The organism is Variovorax sp. RO1 (genome assembly GCF_002849325.1).
Lineage (GTDB): Bacteria > Pseudomonadota > Gammaproteobacteria > Burkholderiales > Burkholderiaceae_C > Variovorax.
On record NZ_PKMT01000005.1, the window covers coordinates 343,035 to 360,811 of the forward strand.

A 17,777-nucleotide genomic window follows, 5' to 3' on the forward strand; every position below is an offset into this window, starting at 1 on the left:
CGGCGATTGTGCGACGACCGGCGGCCCGCCCTTGCAGGCCGCTGCGCCTCTAGTTCGTCTTGGCGCCGGCCTGGAACCAGCGGCTGATGAGCGCCCGCTCTTCGTCGGTGATGTTCGTCGCGTTGTTCATCGGCATGATCTTGGTCACCACGACCTGCTGGTAGATCGCCTGGGCATGCGCCGTCACCTGGTCGGGCGTGTCGACGCGCACGTTCTTCATCTGCACGGCCGCGCCGTGGCACATGAAGCAGCGCTGCTCGAGCACCTTCTGCACGTCCTGGTAGGCCACAGCGGGCGCGGCCTGGGCGGCGCTGGCCGCGACAGGCGCGGCCGGCTCGGGCTTCATCCACACGATGGTGAGGCCCAGCACCGCGATGCCGACCATGGCGTAGGGCAGCGGGTTGCCCGCGTTGCCCAGCTTGAAGCGGTGGCGCACCACGAAGAACTGCCGGATGGCCGCGCCGCCGAGCATGATCAGCAGCAGCACGATCCAGTTGTACTTGTGCGTGTAGGTGAAGCTGTAGTGGTTGCTCAGCATCGCGAACAGCACCGGCAGCGTGAAGTAGGTGTTGTGCACGCTGCGCTGCTTGCCGCGCTGGCCGTGCACTGGATCGACTGGCCGGCCTTCGCGCAGCGCCTTCACGTTCTTGCGCTGGCCCGGGATGATCCAGAAGAACACGTTGCCGCTCATGGTGGTGGCCATCATGGCGCCCACCAGCAGGAAGGCCGCGCGGCCCGCGAACCACTGGCAGGCCAGCCAGGTCGCGAAGACGATGAAGATCGCGATCAGCACGCCGACGATGGTGTCGCCGTTCTTGCGGCGCCCGAAGATCTGGCAGATGCCGTCGTAGACCATCCAGAACACGACGAAGAAGGCCAGCGCCACGGCAATGGCGGCGCCGGGCTGCCAGTCCATCTTGCTCTTGTCGATGAGGTACGTGCTCGCGTTCCACAGGTACGACATGGTGAACAAAGCGAAGCCCGTGAGCCACGTCGAGTAGCTCTCCCAGTACGACCAGTGCAGGTGGTCAGGCAGCGTCTTGGGCGCCAGCGCGTACTTCTGGCTGTTGTAGAAACCGCCACCGTGCACGGCCCATTGCTCGCCGCCCACGCCCTTGTCGAGCGACTCCTGGTCTTGCGGCTTCTCGAGGCTGTTGTCCAGCATCACGAAGTAGAAGGAGGCGCCGATCCATGCGATGGCGGTGATGACGTGGACCCAGCGCAGCAGCAGGTTGGCCCAGTCGAGGTAGTAACTTTCCATGTAGCGCTCTCTCAACCCTCTAGACGCGTGGGACGTCGATGAGGGGTTTCAGCCTGCTCACCACTGCGGGCGCTGTAAGCAGAGAAAGTGCCGCGAACGCAGGTCCGTTGAAAACGACCTCGCTCCGCTGCGGCTTGTTGTGGACCGAAAGTGTATACAGTTTTGACACGAGACGGGATGCTATTTGCGGCGTTGCCGCCAAGGGAAAACCCTGTTCATCCCAGCGATTGCAACAACTGTGCCGCCACGGCGACCGCGATCACCTCGGGTTCCTTGCCCGTGATGCCGGGCACGCCGATCGGGCAGGTGACGCGCGCCAGCTCGTCGGCCGTGAAGCCGCGCGCTTCCAGCCGGTGGCGGAAGGTGGCCCATTTGCTCTTGCTGCCGATGAGGCCGATGTAGGGCAGGTCGTTGCGCGTGCGCAAACGCTTCAGGCAGGCGATGACGATGTCGAGGTCTTCGGCGTGGCTGAAGCTCATGATCAGCACGCGGCTGCCGGGCGCGAGCGCGGCCACGGCGTCCTGCACGGGCTCGGAGTGCTCGGTGTCGATCTGCGCGGGCAGCGCGTCGGGGAACACGCCGTCGCGGCTGTCGATCCAGCGCACCGAGAACGGCAGCACGGCCAGCAGGCGCGCCAGCGCTGCGCCCACATGGCCGCCGCCGAACAGAGCCACGGGCTCGAGCTGGGCGACCAGTTCTTTTTGCAGCGCGGGCGCGTCGGCCGCGCCGATGCGCCGGTAGGTGAGGAACATCACGCCGCCGCAGCACTGCCCCAGGCTCGGGCCCAGCGGGTAGCGCTGCACGCCGTCGAGGCTGCGCGTGCCGGCCAGGATCTCGCGCGCTTCCTGCGTGGCCTGGAACTCGAGCTGCCCGCCGCCGATGGTGGCCGTGAGCCCGTCGGCCCACACGGCCATCCAGGTGCCGGCCTCGCGCGGGGCCGAGCCCTGCGTCGATTCGACGCGCACCAGCACGGCGTCTTCGGTGCGAAGACGCATCAACAACTGATCGACCGCACCGTTCATGACCGATACCTTCGGTTGCCTGGACCGCAACGACTCACGGTATAACCCCGGCGATGATGACGAACCGCCAGCTTACGCCGCGCCGCCTCGCCTGGGCCGCCACTGTTCTTTCTGCCTTGTGGCTCACCGGCTGCGGCTCGACGGGCTCGGTGCCCGGCCAGCTCAGCGGCACCAGCAGCGCACAGGGAAGCGGCCCCGCGCCGCGCGCCTCGAGCGCGGCCACCGCGCGCGACTACCGCCGCGACGCCGCACGCCACATCTACAACGCCAACGCCTCGCGCATCTACAAGGGCCAGATGCCGCCCCTGCTGTACGCGGTTGGCACCTTGCAGGTGAACCTCGACACCGGCGGCAAGGTGGTCTCGATGCACTGGCTGCGCGCGCCCAAGCACGCGCCCGAGGTGATCGCCGAGATCGAGCGCACCGTGCTGCAGGCCGCGCCCTTCCCGCCCGCCCAGCGCCTGGGCACGGTCACGTGGACCGACACCTGGCTGTGGGACAAGAGCGGGCGCTTCCAGCTCGACACCCTGACCGAAGGGCAGCAACAAGGCGACTGACCTCAGGAGCCGCGGTACGTGGAGTAGCTCCACGGGCTCACGAGCAAAGGCACGTGGTAGTGCTGGTCGGTGTGCGCCACGCCGAAATCCAGCGCCACCTTGTTCAGGAAGTTCGGCTCCGGCAGCGTCACGCCGCGGGCCTTGAAATAACCCGCCACGTCGAACACCAGCCGATAGGTGCCGACCTTGATCGAGTTGTTGTCGTACAGCGGGCCATCGCTGCGGCCGTCCGAATTCAGCGTGAAGCGCTTCACCAGCGTCGCGGCGTCGCCGTCGGTGGTGTACAGCGCCACCTCCATGCCGGCCGCGGGGCCGCCGTGCATCGTGTCCAGTACGTGAGTGCTCAAACCCATGGGGCGTTCCTTCAAAAAATGGTGCCGGATCGGTGAGATCGTGCAGACCAGGGGGTGGGAAATTCCGGTGGACAAAAGTGTATACAGTTACCGGCTTTGGGTCTATCATGAAAAACATGGAGTCCTCCACCACCCGTTCGATCGTCGATGCCCTCACGAAGGCCATCGTCGAGCACCGCCTCCAGCCCGGCACCAAGCTCGCCGAGCAGAAGCTGGCCGATCACTTCGGCGTGTCGCGCACGCTGGTGCGCCAGGCGCTGTTCCAGCTCTCGCAGAACAAGCTGATCCGGCTCGAGCCGGCGCGCGGGGCCTTCGTGGCCGCGCCCGCCGTCGACGAGGCCAAGCAGGTGTTCGCCGTGCGCCGCATGCTCGAGGCCGAAATGACGCGCGCCTTCGTGCGCAGCGTCACGCCGGCCAAGATCAAGGCGCTCAAGGAGCACGTGGCGCTCGAGAAATCGGCCGTCGGCGGCGAAGACGTATCGGGCCGCACCGAGCTCTTGGGCGACTTCCACGTGCGCATGGCCGAGCTCATGGGCAACCAGGTGCTGGCGCAAATATTGGGCGAGCTGATCTCGCGCTGCGCCCTCATCACGCTCATGTACCAGAGCACCAGCGCCGCCGAGCACTCCAACGACGAGCACGCCGACATCGTGAAGGCGCTGGCCGCGCGCGACGAAGAACTCGCCGTGCGCCTCATGACCGAGCACCTGGAACACGTCGAGGCCAACCTCACCTTCGACCGCAAGGTCCCGACCAACGACATCTCCCTCGCGTTGTCCTGATCCACACCATGACCGTCTACGACACCACCCAGCCCTACCCACGCGACCTCGTCGGCTACGGCCGCAACCCGCCCCACGCCCGCTGGCCCGGCGGCGCGCGCGTGGCGGTGCAGTTCGTCCTCAACTACGAAGAAGGCGGCGAGAACGCCACGCTGCACGGCGACGCAGGTTCGGAGCAGTTTCTTTCCGAGATGTTCAACCCGGCGAGCTTCCCCGACCGGCACATCAGCATGGAAGGCATCTACGAGTACGGCTCGCGCGCCGGCGTGTGGCGCATCCTGCGCGAGTTCGAAAAGCGCGGCCTGCCGCTCACCGTCTTCGGCGTGGGCATGGCGCTGGAGCGCTACCCCGAACTCACCGCCGCCTTCAAGGAACTCGGCCACGAAATCGCCTGCCACGGCTGGCGCTGGATTCATTACCAGAACCTCGACGAAGCCACCGAGCGCGAGCACATGCGCCTGGGCATGGAAGCGATCGAAAAGCTCACCGGCGAGCGCGCGCTCGGCTGGTACACCGGCCGCGACAGCCCGCGCACGCGCCGCCTCGTGGCCGACTACGGCGGCTTCGAGTACGACAGCGATTACTACGGCGACGACCTGCCCTTCTGGATGAAGGTGCAGAAGACCGACGGCAGCGTCGTGCCGCAGCTCATCGTGCCCTACACGCTCGACGTGAACGACATGCGCTTTGCGCTGCCGCAGGGCTACTCGCACGCCGACCCGTTCTTCCAGTACATGAAGGACACCTTCGACGCGCTGTACGCCGAAGGCGATCCGAACGGCGACGACAGCCCCAAGATGATGAGCATCGGCATGCACTGCCGCCTGCTCGGCCGCCCCGGCCGCATCACCGCGCTGCAGCGCTTTCTCGATCACATCGCCACGCACGACAAGGTCTGGGTCTGCCGCCGCGTCGACATCGCACGCCACTGGAAGCAGGCACACCCCTTCGAAGCCGGAGCCGCATCATGAGCACCCCCCTCCTCACCCTTGCCCAACTCAACGCCGCGGGGCCGGCCTCTGCCGTCGCCATGCTCGACGGCGTGTACGAGCACTCGCCCTGGATCGCGCAGCGCGCGCTGGTGCAGCGCCCCTTCCGTTCGCTCGCGCACCTCAAGCACGCGCTGGTGCAGGCGCTGGCCGCGTCGTCGGCCGACGAACAGATCGGCCTCATCCGCGCCCACCCCGAGCTCGCCGGCAAGGCCATGGTCAGCAAGACGCTCACCGCCGAGTCGACCAACGAGCAGAACAAGGCCGGCCTGACCGACTGCACGCCCGAAGAGTTCGCGCAGATCCAGAAGCTCAACGCCGACTACAACGCGAAGTTCGGCTTCCCGTTCATCCTCGCCGTGCGCGGCCCGCGCGGCACGGGCCTGGCCAAGCGCGAGATCATCGAGACCTTTGCGCGCCGGCTGCACAACCACCCGAGCTTCGAACTCGGCGAGGCGCTGCGCAACATCCACCGCATCGCCGAGATCCGCCTGAACGACAAGTTCGGCGCCCACGTCACGCTCGGCAACGACGTGTGGGACTGGCAGGAACAGCTGTCGGTGCACACCGACCCCGGCTATGCCGAGAAGGGCCAGCTCACCGTTACGTACCTGACCGACGCGCACCGCGCCTGCGCCGCGAACATCTCGGGCTGGATGCGCGACTGCGGCTTCGACTCCGTGCACATCGATGCCGTCGGCAACGTGGTCGGCCGCTACGAAGGCGCCAAGCCCGATGCCAAGACCCTGCTCACCGGTTCGCACTACGACACCGTGCGCAACGGCGGCAAGTACGACGGCCGCCTGGGCATCTTCGTGCCCATGGCCTGCGTGCGCGAACTCAAGCGCCAGAACCGCCGCCTGCCCTTCGCCTTCGAAGTGGTCGGCTTCGCCGAAGAAGAAGGCCAGCGCTACAAGGCCACCTTCCTCGGCTCGGGTGCGCTCATCGGCCACTTCGACACGCGCTGGCTCGACCAGAAAGATGCCGACGGCATCACCATGCGCGAAGCCATGCAGCACGCCGGCCTGAAGGAAGAAGACATTCCGAAGATCCAGCGCGACCCGGCACGCTACCTCGGCTTTGTCGAGGTGCACATCGAGCAGGGCCCCGTGCTCACCGAGCTCGACCTGCCGCTGGGCATCGTCACCTCCATCAACGGCAGCGTGCGCTACGTGGGCGAAGTCATCGGCATGGCCAGCCACGCCGGCACCACGCCCATGGACCGCCGCCGCGACGCCGCCGCGGCCGTGGCCGAACTCATCCTCTACGCCGAGCAGCGCGCCGCGAAAGACGGCGACTCGGTCGGCACCGTCGGCATGCTCGAAGTGCCGAGCGGCTCGATCAACGTCGTGCCCGGCCGCTGCAAGTTCAGCCTCGACCTGCGCGCGCCCAACAACACGCAGCGCGACGCGCTGGCAAACGACGTGGTCGCCGCACTGAAAGACATCTGCGAACGCCGCAGCGTGCGCTACGAGCTCGAGGAAACCATGCGCGCCGCCGCCGCGCCGAGCGCACCGGCCTGGCAGCAACGCTGGGAACAGGCCGTCGATGCACTGGGCATTCCGCTCTTCCGCATGCCCAGCGGCGCCGGCCACGACGCCATGAAGCTGCACGAGGTGATGCCGCAGGCCATGCTCTTCGTGCGCGGCATCAACTCGGGCATCAGCCACAACCCGCTCGAGTCGAGCACCAACGACGACATCCAGCTCGCCGTGCAAGCCTTCCAGCTGCTGCTGGACAACCTTGCCGCCGAACAAGCCCACTGACCGATTACAGAAGAACAACCACCATGACCGACTACGCCAAACTCGACGCCTGGATCGACGCCCACTTCGACGAAGAAGTGCAGTTTCTGCAGCAACTGGTCCAGGTGCCCACCGACACGCCGCCCGGCAACAACGCGCCGCACGCCGAGCGCACTGCCGAGCTGCTGAAAGACTTCGGCCTCGACGCCGAGAAGCACGCCGTGCCCGCGCAAGAGGTGAAGGACTACGGCCTCGAGTCGATCACCAACCTGATCGTGCGCCGCAAATACGGCAATGGCGGCCGCACCGTCGCGCTCAACGCCCACGGCGACGTGGTGCCGCCCGGCGAAGGCTGGACGCACGACCCGTATGGCGGCGAGATCGTCGATGGCAGCCTGTACGGCCGCGCCGCCGCCGTCAGCAAGAGCGACTTCGCCAGCTTCACCTTCGCGCTGCGCGCGCTCGAAGCCGTGGCCAAGCCCACCAAGGGCAGCATCGAACTGCACTTCACCTACGACGAAGAGTTCGGCGGCATCCTCGGCCCGGGCTGGTTGCTCGAGAAGGGCCTGACCAAGCCCGACCTCATGATCGCGGCCGGCTTCAGCTACGAAGTGGTCACCGCCCACAACGGCTGCCTGCAGATGGAAGTGACCGTGCACGGCAAGATGGCGCACGCCGCCGTGCCCACCACCGGCATCGACGCGCTGCAGGGCGCCACCAAGATTCTGAATGCGCTGTACGCGCAGAACACGCTCTACCAGCAAGTCACGTCGAAGGTCGAGGGCATCACGCATCCCTACCTGAACGTGGGCCGCATCGAGGGTGGCACCAACACCAACGTCGTGCCCGGCAAGGTCGTGTTCAAGCTCGACCGCCGCATGATCCCCGAAGAGAACCCGGTCGAGGTCGAAGCCAACATCCGCCAGGTGATCGCCGATGCCGCCGCCGAGAGCGCGGGCATCACGGTCGACATCAAGCGCATGCTGCTCGCCAATTCGATGAAGCCGCTGGCCGGCAACCAACCGCTGGTCGATGCGATCCAGAAGCACGGCGGCGAGCTGTTCGGCGAACCCATCAAGGCCATGGGCACGCCGCTGTACACCGACGTGCGCCTGTACGTCGAAGCCGGCATTCCCGGCGTGATCTACGGCGCCGGCCCGCGCACCGTGCTCGAGTCGCATGCCAAGCGCAGCGACGAACGCGTGGTGCTCGAAGACCTGCGCCGCGCGACCAAGGTGGTGGCGCGCACGCTGAGCGACCTGCTGGCCTGAACACGCGCAAGCTGTTGAAAGTACACGCCTTCGGGTGTGAACTTTCATCGCAGTTTCATCGAATCGTCACGACAGGATTTCAGACTCCGGGCTTCTCCGGCGGATGCGCTTTCATGCGTTCCGCCTCCTTGAAATCCCGAAGCGACGGCCCGCCATGCGCTGGCCGTTGCTGTTTGTGTCGCCATGAAAATCCTGCCTCCCGCACCCCGCTTTCGCTCGCCCCTTTTCTCTACCCTCGCGCTCGGCGCCGCCCTGCTGACCGCGTGCGGCGGCGGCTCCGGCGGCGGTGCACCGTTCGCCGGCCTGCCCATCGCTCCGCCGGCCCCAGCACCGGCGCCCTCGCCCGCCACACCCCCGCCGCCACCGGCCGCGCCCGCCGGCCGCTGGACCGTCGGCGACCTGCATGTCCACACCATCCAGTCGGAGGACACGCAGCAGATTTCCACGCTCGACCAGGTGCTCGCCAAGGCCTTCGACACCTTCGGCCTCGACTGGGTCGCGCTCTCGGACCACCTGCGCCTGTCTTCCTATGACAACGACGGCCGCAAGCTCGCCCCGGCGATTCCGTTCTCGCAAGGCATGGCCCTTTATCAGGTGCCGCGCATCAAGGCACTGCAGGCCGGCGGCAAGTACGCCGACAAGACGATCTTCGCGTCCTTCGAATGGGACATGGCCACGCACGACCACGGCAACGTCGGCATCCTGACCGACAGCCCGATGTCCGACGCGGCGCTCAAGGCCGTGAGCCAGTTCGAATACCTGTTCACCAACCGCGACCCCGCGCTGTTCCCGGCCACCGACGTCGCGGCCTGGAACGCCAAGGACGCACGCGCCTCCACGACGCACGAAGACGTGCTCAAGGCCATCGCGTGGCTCAAGAAGAACTACCCTGACAGCAGCTACCTGCAGATCAACCACCCCTCGCGCAGCCCCGGCAAATACACGGCCACCCAGTTGCGCGAGATGAACGACGCCGCGCCCGACATCGTGTTCTCGCTCGAGGGCATGGTCGGCAACCAGATGGAGCCCGACCGCGGCGGCTACGAAAGCGCCTACACGCCGGCCAACCTGCCCTCGCGCACCTACGGCGGCGTCGACTACCTCGTCGCCAAACTCGGTGGCACCTGGGACGCCCTGCTGTCCGAAGGCCGCCACATCTGGAACACGGCCGATTCCGACTACCACTTCACGACCTCGAAGGGCCTGTACAGCAGCGGCTACGCGCCCGGCGAGTACGCGAAGAACCACCTCTGGGGCGACATCAAGGACCCGAAGTCGCTGCTCACGGCGATGCGTTCGGGCAAGCTCTTCGCGGTCAACGGCAGCCTCATCAACGCGCTCGACTTCAAGGTCCAAAGCGCCAAGGGCGCGGGCGAGATGGGCACCGAAGTGAGCGCCAGGCCGGGCGAAGACCTGAAGATCACCATCCGCTTCAAGAGCCCCGAGCGCAACAACTTCGAGTACCAGCTCGGCAGCGGCGTGTATGCCAACGTGAAGCCCGTGGTCGACCACATCGACCTCATCGCCGGCGACGTCACCGGCCGCGAACTCCCGGGCACGCCCGGCTACGCGCGCGACACCAACCCGACGACCCGCGTGGTCAAGCGCTTCACCCGCGCCGACTGGACGCTCGACACCGAAGGCTACTTCGCAGTGACCTACACGGTGAAGGCCGGCAACAACCAGTACTTCCGCCTGCGAGGCACCAACCTCGGCACCGACGTGCCGAACGAAACCGCCGGCGGCGAACCGCTGTTCGATGCGCGCACGCCCACGCCGGCTGGTGATGACCCGGTCACGCGCTTCAACGCGATCAATGCGCGCAACTACAACGACCTGTGGTTCTATTCGAATCCGGTGTTTGTGAAGGTGGCGGGGCAGTAAGGCGCGCCCCCCCACGTCCCGCCCAAAGCGCCAAGTCCCTCAGGGGCATGGCGCTTTTTCTTTGCCTTCCCCAGCAAGGCTGTACGTAAACACAGCGAGTCAAGAGAATTTACCAGTTGGTGCAACATAGGATTGGCCGAGAAATATTTACTAGAATGACCAGATTCACCAAACGGTAAATTCATGGCAACGTCCGAACCGGACCTGGGAAGTGCTTTTCACGCCCTTCGACTCAAGCTCGAAGCGATTTCGCATGTCACCAGCATCGAAGTCAGCGATGAATTTGAAAGGGGCCGAGGCCTACCTGGCGCGACGTTCGAAGTTACCCTGACCGAAGGCACGCAGCGAATCGACATCGAAGCAAAGAACTCAGGGGAACCTCGATTCATCCGCGAAGCTTCTTTTTTCCTCGCTGACCGCGGCCGCGCCTACCCTGGCAGCTATGGCGTCGTCGTGGCTCCCTACATCTCTCCTGAGTCGAGAGCCATTCTGCGATCGCAAGGGCAAGGGTGGATGGATCTTGCGGGAAACTGCTTTCTCAGCTTCACCGGCATTCATATCGAGATCGAAAAAACCGACGTCAACCCGTTCGGCACTCGGCGAAAGCAGAGATCGGTCTTCAGCCCCAAGTCAAGCCGCATTCTGAAAGTGCTACTCGCCGAGCGCAGACCGCTTCGAGGCAACGAAATCGCGAGCCGTGCTCATGTCAGCACGGCGCAGGTCAGCAAGATCAGAGAGGTGTTGATTGACCGCGAGTGGGCAACTTCCGATGCATCAGGCCTGAGGGTAGTGAAGCCCATCGAACTGCTTCAAGCGTGGAGGGAAGAGCGGCAAGCACCCGACCTGCTGGCACAGGGTTACACGGTCTACCACGGCGCTGCACTGGACACGCATATCCAGACCTTATTCATGAAGGCCAAGACGACACCGTTCAACACGCTGTTGCTCGCCGGTCACTCCGTTGCGCGCCGGATCGCTCCGTACACGCGGGTTCCCGGGGAATTCTTTTACGCCGACCGCCACAGCCTCGAACTCCTTGAGGACTTCCTTCGTCTTGAACCCAGTGACATGGGCGCCAACGTATTCGTGTATGAGCCGGAGGACGACATGATGCAGCTCGACAGCATCGCAATCTCACCGGACCCCATCCGCGGGACCGGCCTCATTCAAACCTATCTTGATCTCTCCGCCATGGGAGACCGTGATCGCGAAGCGGCGGATCACCTCTTCAGCGAGAAGCTTGCGCGTGCACTGGGCACAGGAGTCAGCCGAAATGACTGAAATGCATGCCTATGACGATCGCAGTACCCATGCGGTTTACTCCGTGCTGATCGAATTGGGACAAGTGCTCGGCGCCTACACCGAACGATTCGTTGTCGTCGGCGGCTCTGTTCCATGGTTGCTGCTGCCAAGAGCACTGCCAAGGCACATCGGGACGATCGATGTTGATCTCAGCCTCGATCATGAGGCGCTCGGCGACGGCGAATACGTCAATCTGGTCGGACTGCTCGAACGCGCGGGCTACGAGCGCGGCCTCAATTTGATGAGGCCATTCCAGATGGTGCGTTCTGTGGACATCGATCAAGGTCCGCCGATCAATGTGATCATCGACTTTCTGATGCCGCGCAAGGCAAAGCTCGTGAAGAACGACCCGCCGCTGCTTGCGGGTTTTGCCGTTCAACGCGCTGACGGCCTTGACGTGGCGAACGCACACTTCGTCAAGCGTGAGTTCAGTGGCTACATGCCAGACGGGCGGCACAACACGGTCCAGCTGCGCATCGCAAGCATCCCCGCCTTGCTTGTGATGAAGGGCTATGCGCTCGTCGGCCGAGACAAGCCGAAGGATGCGTACGACATCTACTACGTCATCAGACACTACGAGGACGGACTCGACTCCCTCGCGGATGCATGCCGCCCCCTGTTGACTGACGCAGTAGCGCGCAATGCCTATGCGAACATCGCGGCCAAATTCTCGGGTGTTGACGCCTTCGGTCCCCAAACGGTGCGCAAGTTCCTTGTCGAATCTGGAGCCACAGACGGCATGTCGCCGGCGCAGATCGCGCAAGACGCATTTGGGCAAGTGAGCAACTGGCTCAACCGCCTCGGGCAATAGTTGCGACGGATCTAGTACGCTCCCGCTCGAATTGCCCTCGAGACTTCGGGGAAGATTTTTGGGGTTAGGTCAGCGGGTCACAGACAGACCTACTTTTGCGCGCCAGTTGCCGCCGGGCCTTCTCGACGTCATCGGCCTGCGTCTTGATGGGCCAGACGACCCCGACCTGCGTTGCCCGCACCTCCTCGCGGCGAGTGCGTGCCGCCGCATTTATTTGTGAGACGCACGCAACGGCGCCGCATGTCTTGGCTATGCACGCGGCCGTGCGTAGCGAACCTCGCACTCGAGATTGCCGCAGCCCGGTACACGGCCAGTCACCAAGAAGGTCTGCCAATGCTGCGCGAGGCCCACCATGGCGTTCTCCCCAGCGCGCTCGTCGTTTGACCGCACCCGAAGCTGACGCTTGGCGCGCAATATCCGAGCCGTGGATATTTTTGGTATGCCGCGCTGCGCATCGAGGGTTGCAGCGCGCATGATTCCGCGCCAGCGGTTCGCCGGCCTTGAGCCTCCCCAAGTTTGGGGATGTAGCGACAAGTCCATCGGCTGCAGACTTCTCCGATGAACTACCTCAAAGTCGTGCCCGCCTTGATGGCTTTCCTGCGCTCACGCCAGATGCCGCCTTTCAACCCTCGCAGAACGCATGCTGCGGCGTTGGCGTCGCTATGGATATTTCCCACCCTCGCATGCGCTGCCCCCTTCAAGGCAGATCGCGAGCTGTTCTTCAAAGAATGCGCGGTTCTTCCCAACTACGAAATGAACAAGGAAAGTACAGCCGCCGTTCGCGCTGGATCGATGCGGCTCAATGCACGCACCCAGACAGCAATGAATCAGCTCTTTGATGCGTGGGAGAAATTTGGCGACGAAGACAAAAACCGGCTTGCCTTCGTGTTGGCCACCGCGCGCAGGGAGTCCATGAGCACGTTCTTGCCGATTCGCGAAGCGCCCAAATGCCTGACCGATGAGGCATGCCGTGAACGGGCCATTGGCGACATGTTGGAGAAACGGGCAAAGAAGTACGGTAAGCCGCTGCGAGCGAACTATGCACTTCCCAACAAAGAAGGGAACCGCTTTTACGGCCGTGGATTTTTACAACTGACGTTCGAAGACAACTACCGAAAAACCGGAAGAAGATTGGGCATCGACTTGGTGAAAGATCCGGACAAGGCACTGGATCCGCAGGTCGCAGGAGAGGTGCTCGTTCGCGCCATGTTGGACGGCTGGTACGGAAGCAGGAAGCCTCTGTCTTTCTACATCAATGGCAAGAAAATCGACTGGATCAACGCCCGAAACAATGTCAATCCGGGATCGCCAAACAAGCCAATTACAGCGGCCTATGCGATGGACTTGGCGAAGTGCTTGCGTCCGGCTTCCTGACACCAACCATTTCTGCGACAGGACACCAGGGACGCGGGACACCGGGCGCATCGGACTGAAATCCTAGAGCCGTGCAACGCGCTCCTTCGGGCGTCCGATACGCATCGCGATGCCCGCCAGCACCAGCGACAGGCTCCACAGCGCGATGTCGAACCCGGTGAATCCGGTGAAGACGCCACTCTCGCGAAGCCCCATCACCACGCCGACCCACGGCAGCACCGCCAGCAAGGCAGCGCCCGCGGCGAACAGCTCGATCCACGCACGATGAACAGGCCTGGCGATCGCAAAGAGCAACACCAGCGCCCAGGCGATGAAGAACAGGTGAATCTCCCATTCGCGCCGGTCCGCGAGTGCCAGCGGCAGCAGCCGGTTGCCCCAGAGGAAAGCCGCCATCGCCACGGGCAGCCCCGCGATGGTGGCGATGTTGAGCCGCTCCACGAGCCGGAAGCCGAACGCCGGCTTGTCAGTGCCAGCCTGCTTCGCGCGCCGCTTGACCGTCCACAGCACCAGCCCGGTGGCCACCATCGCCGTTCCCGCCAGGCTCGAGAGAAAGAACAGCCAGCGCGTCGCGGCATCGGCAAAGCGCGCCACATGCAGGCCATACAGCACGCCGCGGGTTTCGGCCGCGGGTCCGGCCTGGTCCCTGATCTGCCGCAGCGTGCCGCTAGCGCCGTCGAACACCAGGTAGCGCGGGCTGACGGACACACGCCCCGCGTCACCGCGCACGACACGCACCTGCGACGCGGCATCGCCCGGGTGGTCGACGATCACGCGCGCCACGCTGTCCGTGCCCCAGCGCTGCTGTGCCTCGCGCACCATCGCGCCCACGTCGGCCAGCGGGCCTGTCACGCCGCTCGGTACGCCGGCCGGCAGGAGCGCCGTCATTTCGGCGCGCAGCGCGGGGCGTATGTGCGCGGCTGAAGGCGCGCTGTCGGCGCCCCAGGGCATGTACAGCGTCATGAGCGTCACCAGGCCGGTGTAGGTGATCATCAAATGAAACGGCAGCGCGGTCACCGACAGCGCGTTGTGCGCATCCAGCCACGAGCGCTGGCCTTTGCCCCGGCGGAAGGTGAAGAAGTTGGCGAAGATCTTCTTGTGCGTGATCACGCCGCTGACCAGCGCGACCAGCATGAACATGGTGGCCAGGCCCACCAGCCAGCGCGCCGCCACACGCGGCAGGTAGTGCAGCGAGAAATGAAAGTAATAGAAGAACTCACCGCCGTCGGTCGCGCGCGCGGCCAGTGGCCGGCCCGTCAGCGGGTCGAGCACGGCATGGCCGTCGATCTCACCGATGCGCCACGACGCGGCGACGACGTTCGTGCGCGCGCCCGCCAGATCGATCACCCATCGGGAGGCGCCCGGCGCGAGCACCTGCAAGGCCGTGACGGCCCGTGTGGCGCTGTCAGCCGCCACCGGCAGTTGCGTGAGCGCCGGCAGTTCGGGCCGCATCCATTGGGAAATTTCTTCGCGGAAGTAGCTCGCCGCGCCGGTCAGGAACATCGCGTAGAGCAGCCAGCCGAAGAGCAGGCCGGTCCAGGTGTGCAGGCCGGCCATGGCCTGGCGCAGGCGGGGTGCGGCAACGCTCATGCCGCAGCTTCTGCCCAGACCTTGCATGCCATGGCCAGCAGCGGCAGCGCGACCACGGCAAGCCCCAGCCACGCCCGCCGTGCGCTGCGTGCGGCAAACACCCAGATCGCCGCGCCCGCGTACACGAGGAAGCTTGCCTGCATGCCGGCAAGCACGGCCTCGACGGTGCCCATGGGCAACGCCAGCGCCGCCACGCTGGTCAGTGCGGCCAGCGCATAGCCGCCGAACAGCGCGGCCACGATGCGCGACAGCAAGGCGGCACGGCTGCGGCGCGCGGGGGCGCGCAACACCGGCATCAGAAGCGGTAGAGCGCGCTCAGGTTGGCGGTGCGCTCCGCGCTGCGATAGCAGATGCTGCCGTTGCAGTCGAGCAGCGATTGCTTGTTCAGCAGGTTGTTGAGGTTGAGCGAGACGCGCCAGGGGCCGCGGTCGAAGCCGAGCGCCAGGTCGACCATCGCGATGCTCGGGTTCGTGATGTTGGCGTTGCCGGTGTCCCAGGCCGAACGCGCCTTGCCGAGGTAGCGCACGCCGAGGGCGGCAAACGCGCGGGTCGAGTCACCCACCGGGAACGAATACTTGCCCCACACCGACGCGCTGTGCTTGGGCGCGCTCATCTGCGGCAGGCCCAGGTCGCCGTCGTTGCTGCGCGTGATGCGGGTGTCCAGGTAGGTGTACTGGGCGATCAGGCTGATGTTGTTCGTCACGTCGGCGCGGGCTTCGAGCTCGAGCCCGCGCGACCTGACCTGGCCGGTCTGGATGACTTCTCCGGGCGCCTGCGGCGCGGCCGTGGTCACGTTGCTGCGCACGATGTCGAACACCGAGGCTGTGTAGCTGGCGTTCTTTCCGGTCGGCTGGTAGCGCACGCCGGCTTCGATCTGCCGCCCCTTCGAAGGCTTCAGCAGGTTGCCGTTCAGGTCCTTGCCGATCTCCGGCGAGAAGGACGTGGCGTAGTTCGCATAGGGCGCCCAGCCGGAGTCGAACAGGTACACGACACCGACGCGGCCGGTGGTGGCACTGGCCGAGGTGTCGTAGATCTCGCTGCTTTCGCCGGTCTTGCCGAAGGTGCGGGTGCCCGTGGCGTCCGCCTTGTCATGCCGCACGCCGGCCGTGAGCACCCAGCGGTCCCATTTGATCTGGTCCTGCAGGTAGAGGCCGACCTGCTTCGTCGGCACCCGGTCGACATACGGGTCGGCGGCCGGCGCGAGCGGCTGGTGCATGTACACGGGCGCGAACAGGTTCATCGGCGACAGCAAGGGGCGGTCGTACGGAAACTCGTCGGTGGTGCGCGACTTGGCGTAGTCGACGCCGGCCAGCACGGTGTGCTTCAGCGGGCCGCTGTCGAAGCGGGCCTGCACGCGCGTGTCGAGCAGCAGGCCCTTCCAGTGCGTTTCGCGCGGCGAGAAGCTGCGGTTGAGCGTGTAGCCGTCGGCGCGCAAGCCGCGCGGGAACACGTTGGTCTCGGAACGGTCGAGCTCGCTGTAGCGCATGCTCTGCTGCACCGACCAGGTGTCGTTGAAGCTGTGCTCGAACTCGTAGCCGAGCATCTTGTTGTCGCGCCGCCAGCGGTTGTCGTCGCCGCCGACGTTCACGCGCGGGCTCGGCTGGCCGAACACGCCGGGCTTCTCCAGCTGGTTCTGCCAGGCGTAGGCCTGGTTGTCCTTCTGGTAGCGCCCGAGCAGCGTGAGCTTGGTGCTGGCGTTGGGCTGCCATGTGAGGGCGGGCGCAATGAAGAGGCGGTTGTCGCGGTCGTGGTGCAGGCGGGTGTTCGAATCGCGCCCCAGCATGGTGAGGCGGTAGGTCCATTCGCTGTCGCTGCCGAGCGCGCCGGAAAGGTCGGCTTTCAGTTGCTTGCGGTTGTAGCTGCCGTACTCGATGCCGATCTCGCGCAGGGTGTCGGCGGTCGGGCGTTTGCTCACGGCGTTGACCATGCCGCCCGGGGGCATCTTGCCGTAGAGCACCGATGCGGGGCCGCGCAGCACTTCGAGCCGCTCGAGGCCGTAGGGCTCGATGGGCGCAGCATAGGAGCGACCCGACGTGAGCAGGCCGTCCATGAAGACGCCGGCGGTGCCGAGTTCGAAGCCGCGCAGCAGCGAGAACTCGTCGACCGCCCAGGGCTTCAGGTTGGGCGTGACGCCGGCGGTATAGCGCAGCGCCTCGTCGAGCGACTCGGCCTTGCGGTCGCCGATTTCGTCGGCGGTGATCACGGAGACCGACTGCGGGTTTTCGATCAACGCGGTGTCGGTCTTGGTGGCCGTGACGCTGCGCCGCGCGACGTAGCCGTTGACCCGGCTGGTGGGCGTTTCGCGCTCGGTCGCGGCGGTCACCGTCACGGGCGACAGCGTGGCGGCGGTGTCGCCCGCGCCGCTGCGCACGGGGGCGCTCGCCTTGCGCAGCACCGAGCCACCGCTGCCGCCGCCGACAACTTCATAGCCGCTGCCGCGCAGCACCTGCTCGAAGCCCTCCTGCGCGGTATAGCGCCCACGCAGCCCAGGGCTGCGCAGCCCGGCGAGCGTGCCGGGTTCGAAGATCAGCGGCACGCCGGCGGCGGCCGCGTACTGCGCCAGCACATCGGCGAGCGGGCCGGCGGCAATCGCGAACTGGCGTGCACCGGTGACCGCCGGCTCGGCCGCGAACACGGGCGTTGCCGCCAGCGCGCCGATGCCGATGGCACCGCCCAATGCCACGCGAACGGCCGCGTGAACTGCGGTGGTGGTGAGGGCGACCGTGAAGGTCCCGAGGTGCCGGTGCCGGCGCGCGTGCTGCGATCCCATGTGTCTGCGTCCTTTGGTGTCTGTGATGGCGGGAGAGCGCATCGGCCTCGATGCGTCGTTCCCTCTCAC

At 65.7% G+C, this 17,777-nt stretch carries 15 protein-coding genes; 9 read left to right on the plus strand and 6 right to left on the minus strand.

Translation table 11 applies throughout. The features are described 5' to 3' along the window. Positions 1-49: 49 nt before the first annotated feature. Positions 50-1,261, minus strand: a complete 1,212-nt coding sequence (locus tag CY658_RS24690) for a urate hydroxylase PuuD (protein ID WP_101492695.1) — start codon at positions 1,259-1,261, stop codon at positions 50-52. A gap of 215 nt (positions 1,262-1,476) precedes the next feature. Then, entirely contained in the window at positions 1,477-2,283 is an 807-nt protein-coding gene (xdhC, locus tag CY658_RS24695; RefSeq protein ID WP_101492696.1) for a xanthine dehydrogenase accessory protein XdhC, read from the minus strand. A gap of 53 nt (positions 2,284-2,336) precedes the next feature. On the opposite strand from xdhC, the gene CY658_RS24700 reads away from it, so the two are divergent. After that, on the plus strand, positions 2,337-2,840 hold the full coding sequence (locus CY658_RS24700) for a hypothetical protein (protein WP_101492697.1): 504 nt from the start codon (positions 2,337-2,339) through the stop codon (positions 2,838-2,840). Positions 2,841-2,842: 2 nt separating this feature from the next. On the opposite strand, the gene uraH is transcribed toward CY658_RS24700, so the two are convergent. Next, on the minus strand, positions 2,843-3,193 hold the full coding sequence (uraH, locus tag CY658_RS24705) for a hydroxyisourate hydrolase (protein WP_070061690.1): 351 nt from the start codon (positions 3,191-3,193) through the stop codon (positions 2,843-2,845). Between the two features lie 107 nt (positions 3,194-3,300). Between uraH and CY658_RS24710 the strand changes: the two genes are divergently transcribed. The 8 genes from CY658_RS24710 (at position 3,301) to CY658_RS24745 (ending at position 13,351) form a co-directional block, all read left to right on the plus strand. Next, a complete protein-coding gene (locus CY658_RS24710; RefSeq protein WP_056574067.1) occupies positions 3,301-3,975 on the plus strand; it encodes a GntR family transcriptional regulator in 675 nt (224 codons plus the stop codon). A gap of 8 nt (positions 3,976-3,983) precedes the next feature. Beyond that, complete coding sequence (gene puuE, locus CY658_RS24715; protein ID WP_099795694.1) at positions 3,984-4,946, plus strand: allantoinase PuuE; 963 nt, start codon at positions 3,984-3,986, stop codon at positions 4,944-4,946. Next, entirely contained in the window at positions 4,943-6,730 is a 1,788-nt protein-coding gene (uraD, locus tag CY658_RS24720; protein ID WP_101492698.1) for a 2-oxo-4-hydroxy-4-carboxy-5-ureidoimidazoline decarboxylase, read from the plus strand. Before puuE ends, uraD begins: the two co-directional genes overlap by 4 nt. A gap of 23 nt (positions 6,731-6,753) precedes the next feature. Continuing rightward, positions 6,754-7,980, plus strand: a complete 1,227-nt coding sequence (locus CY658_RS24725) for a M20 family metallopeptidase (RefSeq protein WP_101492699.1) — start codon at positions 6,754-6,756, stop codon at positions 7,978-7,980. 183 nt (positions 7,981-8,163) lie between these two features. After that, on the plus strand, positions 8,164-9,864 hold the full coding sequence (locus CY658_RS24730; protein ID WP_101492700.1) for an S-layer protein: 1,701 nt from the start codon (positions 8,164-8,166) through the stop codon (positions 9,862-9,864). Positions 9,865-10,047: 183 nt separating this feature from the next. Continuing rightward, complete coding sequence (locus CY658_RS24735) at positions 10,048-11,145, plus strand: hypothetical protein (protein ID WP_101492701.1); 1,098 nt, start codon at positions 10,048-10,050, stop codon at positions 11,143-11,145. After that, positions 11,138-11,977: a nucleotidyl transferase AbiEii/AbiGii toxin family protein gene (locus CY658_RS24740; protein ID WP_101492702.1), complete on the plus strand. Its 840-nt coding sequence runs from the start codon at positions 11,138-11,140 to the stop codon at positions 11,975-11,977. Before CY658_RS24735 ends, CY658_RS24740 begins: the two co-directional genes overlap by 8 nt. Before the next feature lie 558 nt (positions 11,978-12,535). Continuing rightward, on the plus strand, positions 12,536-13,351 hold the full coding sequence (locus tag CY658_RS24745) for a glycoside hydrolase family 19 protein (RefSeq protein WP_101492703.1): 816 nt from the start codon (positions 12,536-12,538) through the stop codon (positions 13,349-13,351). 63 nt (positions 13,352-13,414) lie between these two features. Here CY658_RS24745 and CY658_RS24750 read toward each other — a convergent pair whose 3' ends face one another. Genes CY658_RS24750 through CY658_RS24760 form a run of 3 tightly spaced genes read right to left on the minus strand, consistent with a single transcriptional unit; the run spans position 13,415 to position 17,708 of the window. Beyond that, positions 13,415-14,938 carry a PepSY-associated TM helix domain-containing protein gene (locus tag CY658_RS24750; RefSeq protein ID WP_180839045.1) on the minus strand — a complete coding sequence of 508 codons (1,524 nt, stop codon included), beginning with the start codon at positions 14,936-14,938 and terminating at the stop codon, positions 13,415-13,417. Beyond that, positions 14,935-15,234, minus strand: coding sequence for a DUF3649 domain-containing protein (locus CY658_RS24755; protein WP_101492705.1), 300 nt, complete (start codon positions 15,232-15,234; stop codon positions 14,935-14,937). Before CY658_RS24755 ends, CY658_RS24750 begins: the two co-directional genes overlap by 4 nt. After that, complete coding sequence (locus tag CY658_RS24760; RefSeq protein ID WP_101492706.1) at positions 15,234-17,708, minus strand: TonB-dependent siderophore receptor; 2,475 nt, start codon at positions 17,706-17,708, stop codon at positions 15,234-15,236. The genes CY658_RS24755 and CY658_RS24760 overlap by 1 nt, the downstream gene beginning before the upstream one ends. Positions 17,709-17,777 lie beyond the last annotated feature (69 nt).

Coding starts and splice junctions, on each gene's coding strand:
- CY658_RS24690 (WP_101492695.1), bottom strand. CDS start 1,261: ATGGAAAGTTACTACCTCGACTGGGCCAACCTGCTGCTGCGCTGGGTC.
- xdhC (WP_101492696.1), bottom strand. CDS start 2,283: ATGAACGGTGCGGTCGATCAGTTGTTGATGCGTCTTCGCACCGAAGAC.
- CY658_RS24700 (WP_101492697.1), top strand. CDS start 2,337: ATGATGACGAACCGCCAGCTTACGCCGCGCCGCCTCGCCTGGGCCGCC.
- uraH (WP_070061690.1), bottom strand. CDS start 3,193: ATGGGTTTGAGCACTCACGTACTGGACACGATGCACGGCGGCCCCGCG.
- CY658_RS24710 (WP_056574067.1), top strand. CDS start 3,301: ATGAAAAACATGGAGTCCTCCACCACCCGTTCGATCGTCGATGCCCTC.
- puuE (WP_099795694.1), top strand. CDS start 3,984: ATGACCGTCTACGACACCACCCAGCCCTACCCACGCGACCTCGTCGGC.
- uraD (WP_101492698.1), top strand. CDS start 4,943: ATGAGCACCCCCCTCCTCACCCTTGCCCAACTCAACGCCGCGGGGCCG.
- CY658_RS24725 (WP_101492699.1), top strand. CDS start 6,754: ATGACCGACTACGCCAAACTCGACGCCTGGATCGACGCCCACTTCGAC.
- CY658_RS24730 (WP_101492700.1), top strand. CDS start 8,164: ATGAAAATCCTGCCTCCCGCACCCCGCTTTCGCTCGCCCCTTTTCTCT.
- CY658_RS24735 (WP_101492701.1), top strand. CDS start 10,048: ATGGCAACGTCCGAACCGGACCTGGGAAGTGCTTTTCACGCCCTTCGA.
- CY658_RS24740 (WP_101492702.1), top strand. CDS start 11,138: ATGACTGAAATGCATGCCTATGACGATCGCAGTACCCATGCGGTTTAC.
- CY658_RS24745 (WP_101492703.1), top strand. CDS start 12,536: ATGAACTACCTCAAAGTCGTGCCCGCCTTGATGGCTTTCCTGCGCTCA.
- CY658_RS24750 (WP_180839045.1), bottom strand. CDS start 14,938: ATGAGCGTTGCCGCACCCCGCCTGCGCCAGGCCATGGCCGGCCTGCAC.
- CY658_RS24755 (WP_101492705.1), bottom strand. CDS start 15,234: ATGCCGGTGTTGCGCGCCCCCGCGCGCCGCAGCCGTGCCGCCTTGCTG.
- CY658_RS24760 (WP_101492706.1), bottom strand. CDS start 17,708: ATGGGATCGCAGCACGCGCGCCGGCACCGGCACCTCGGGACCTTCACG.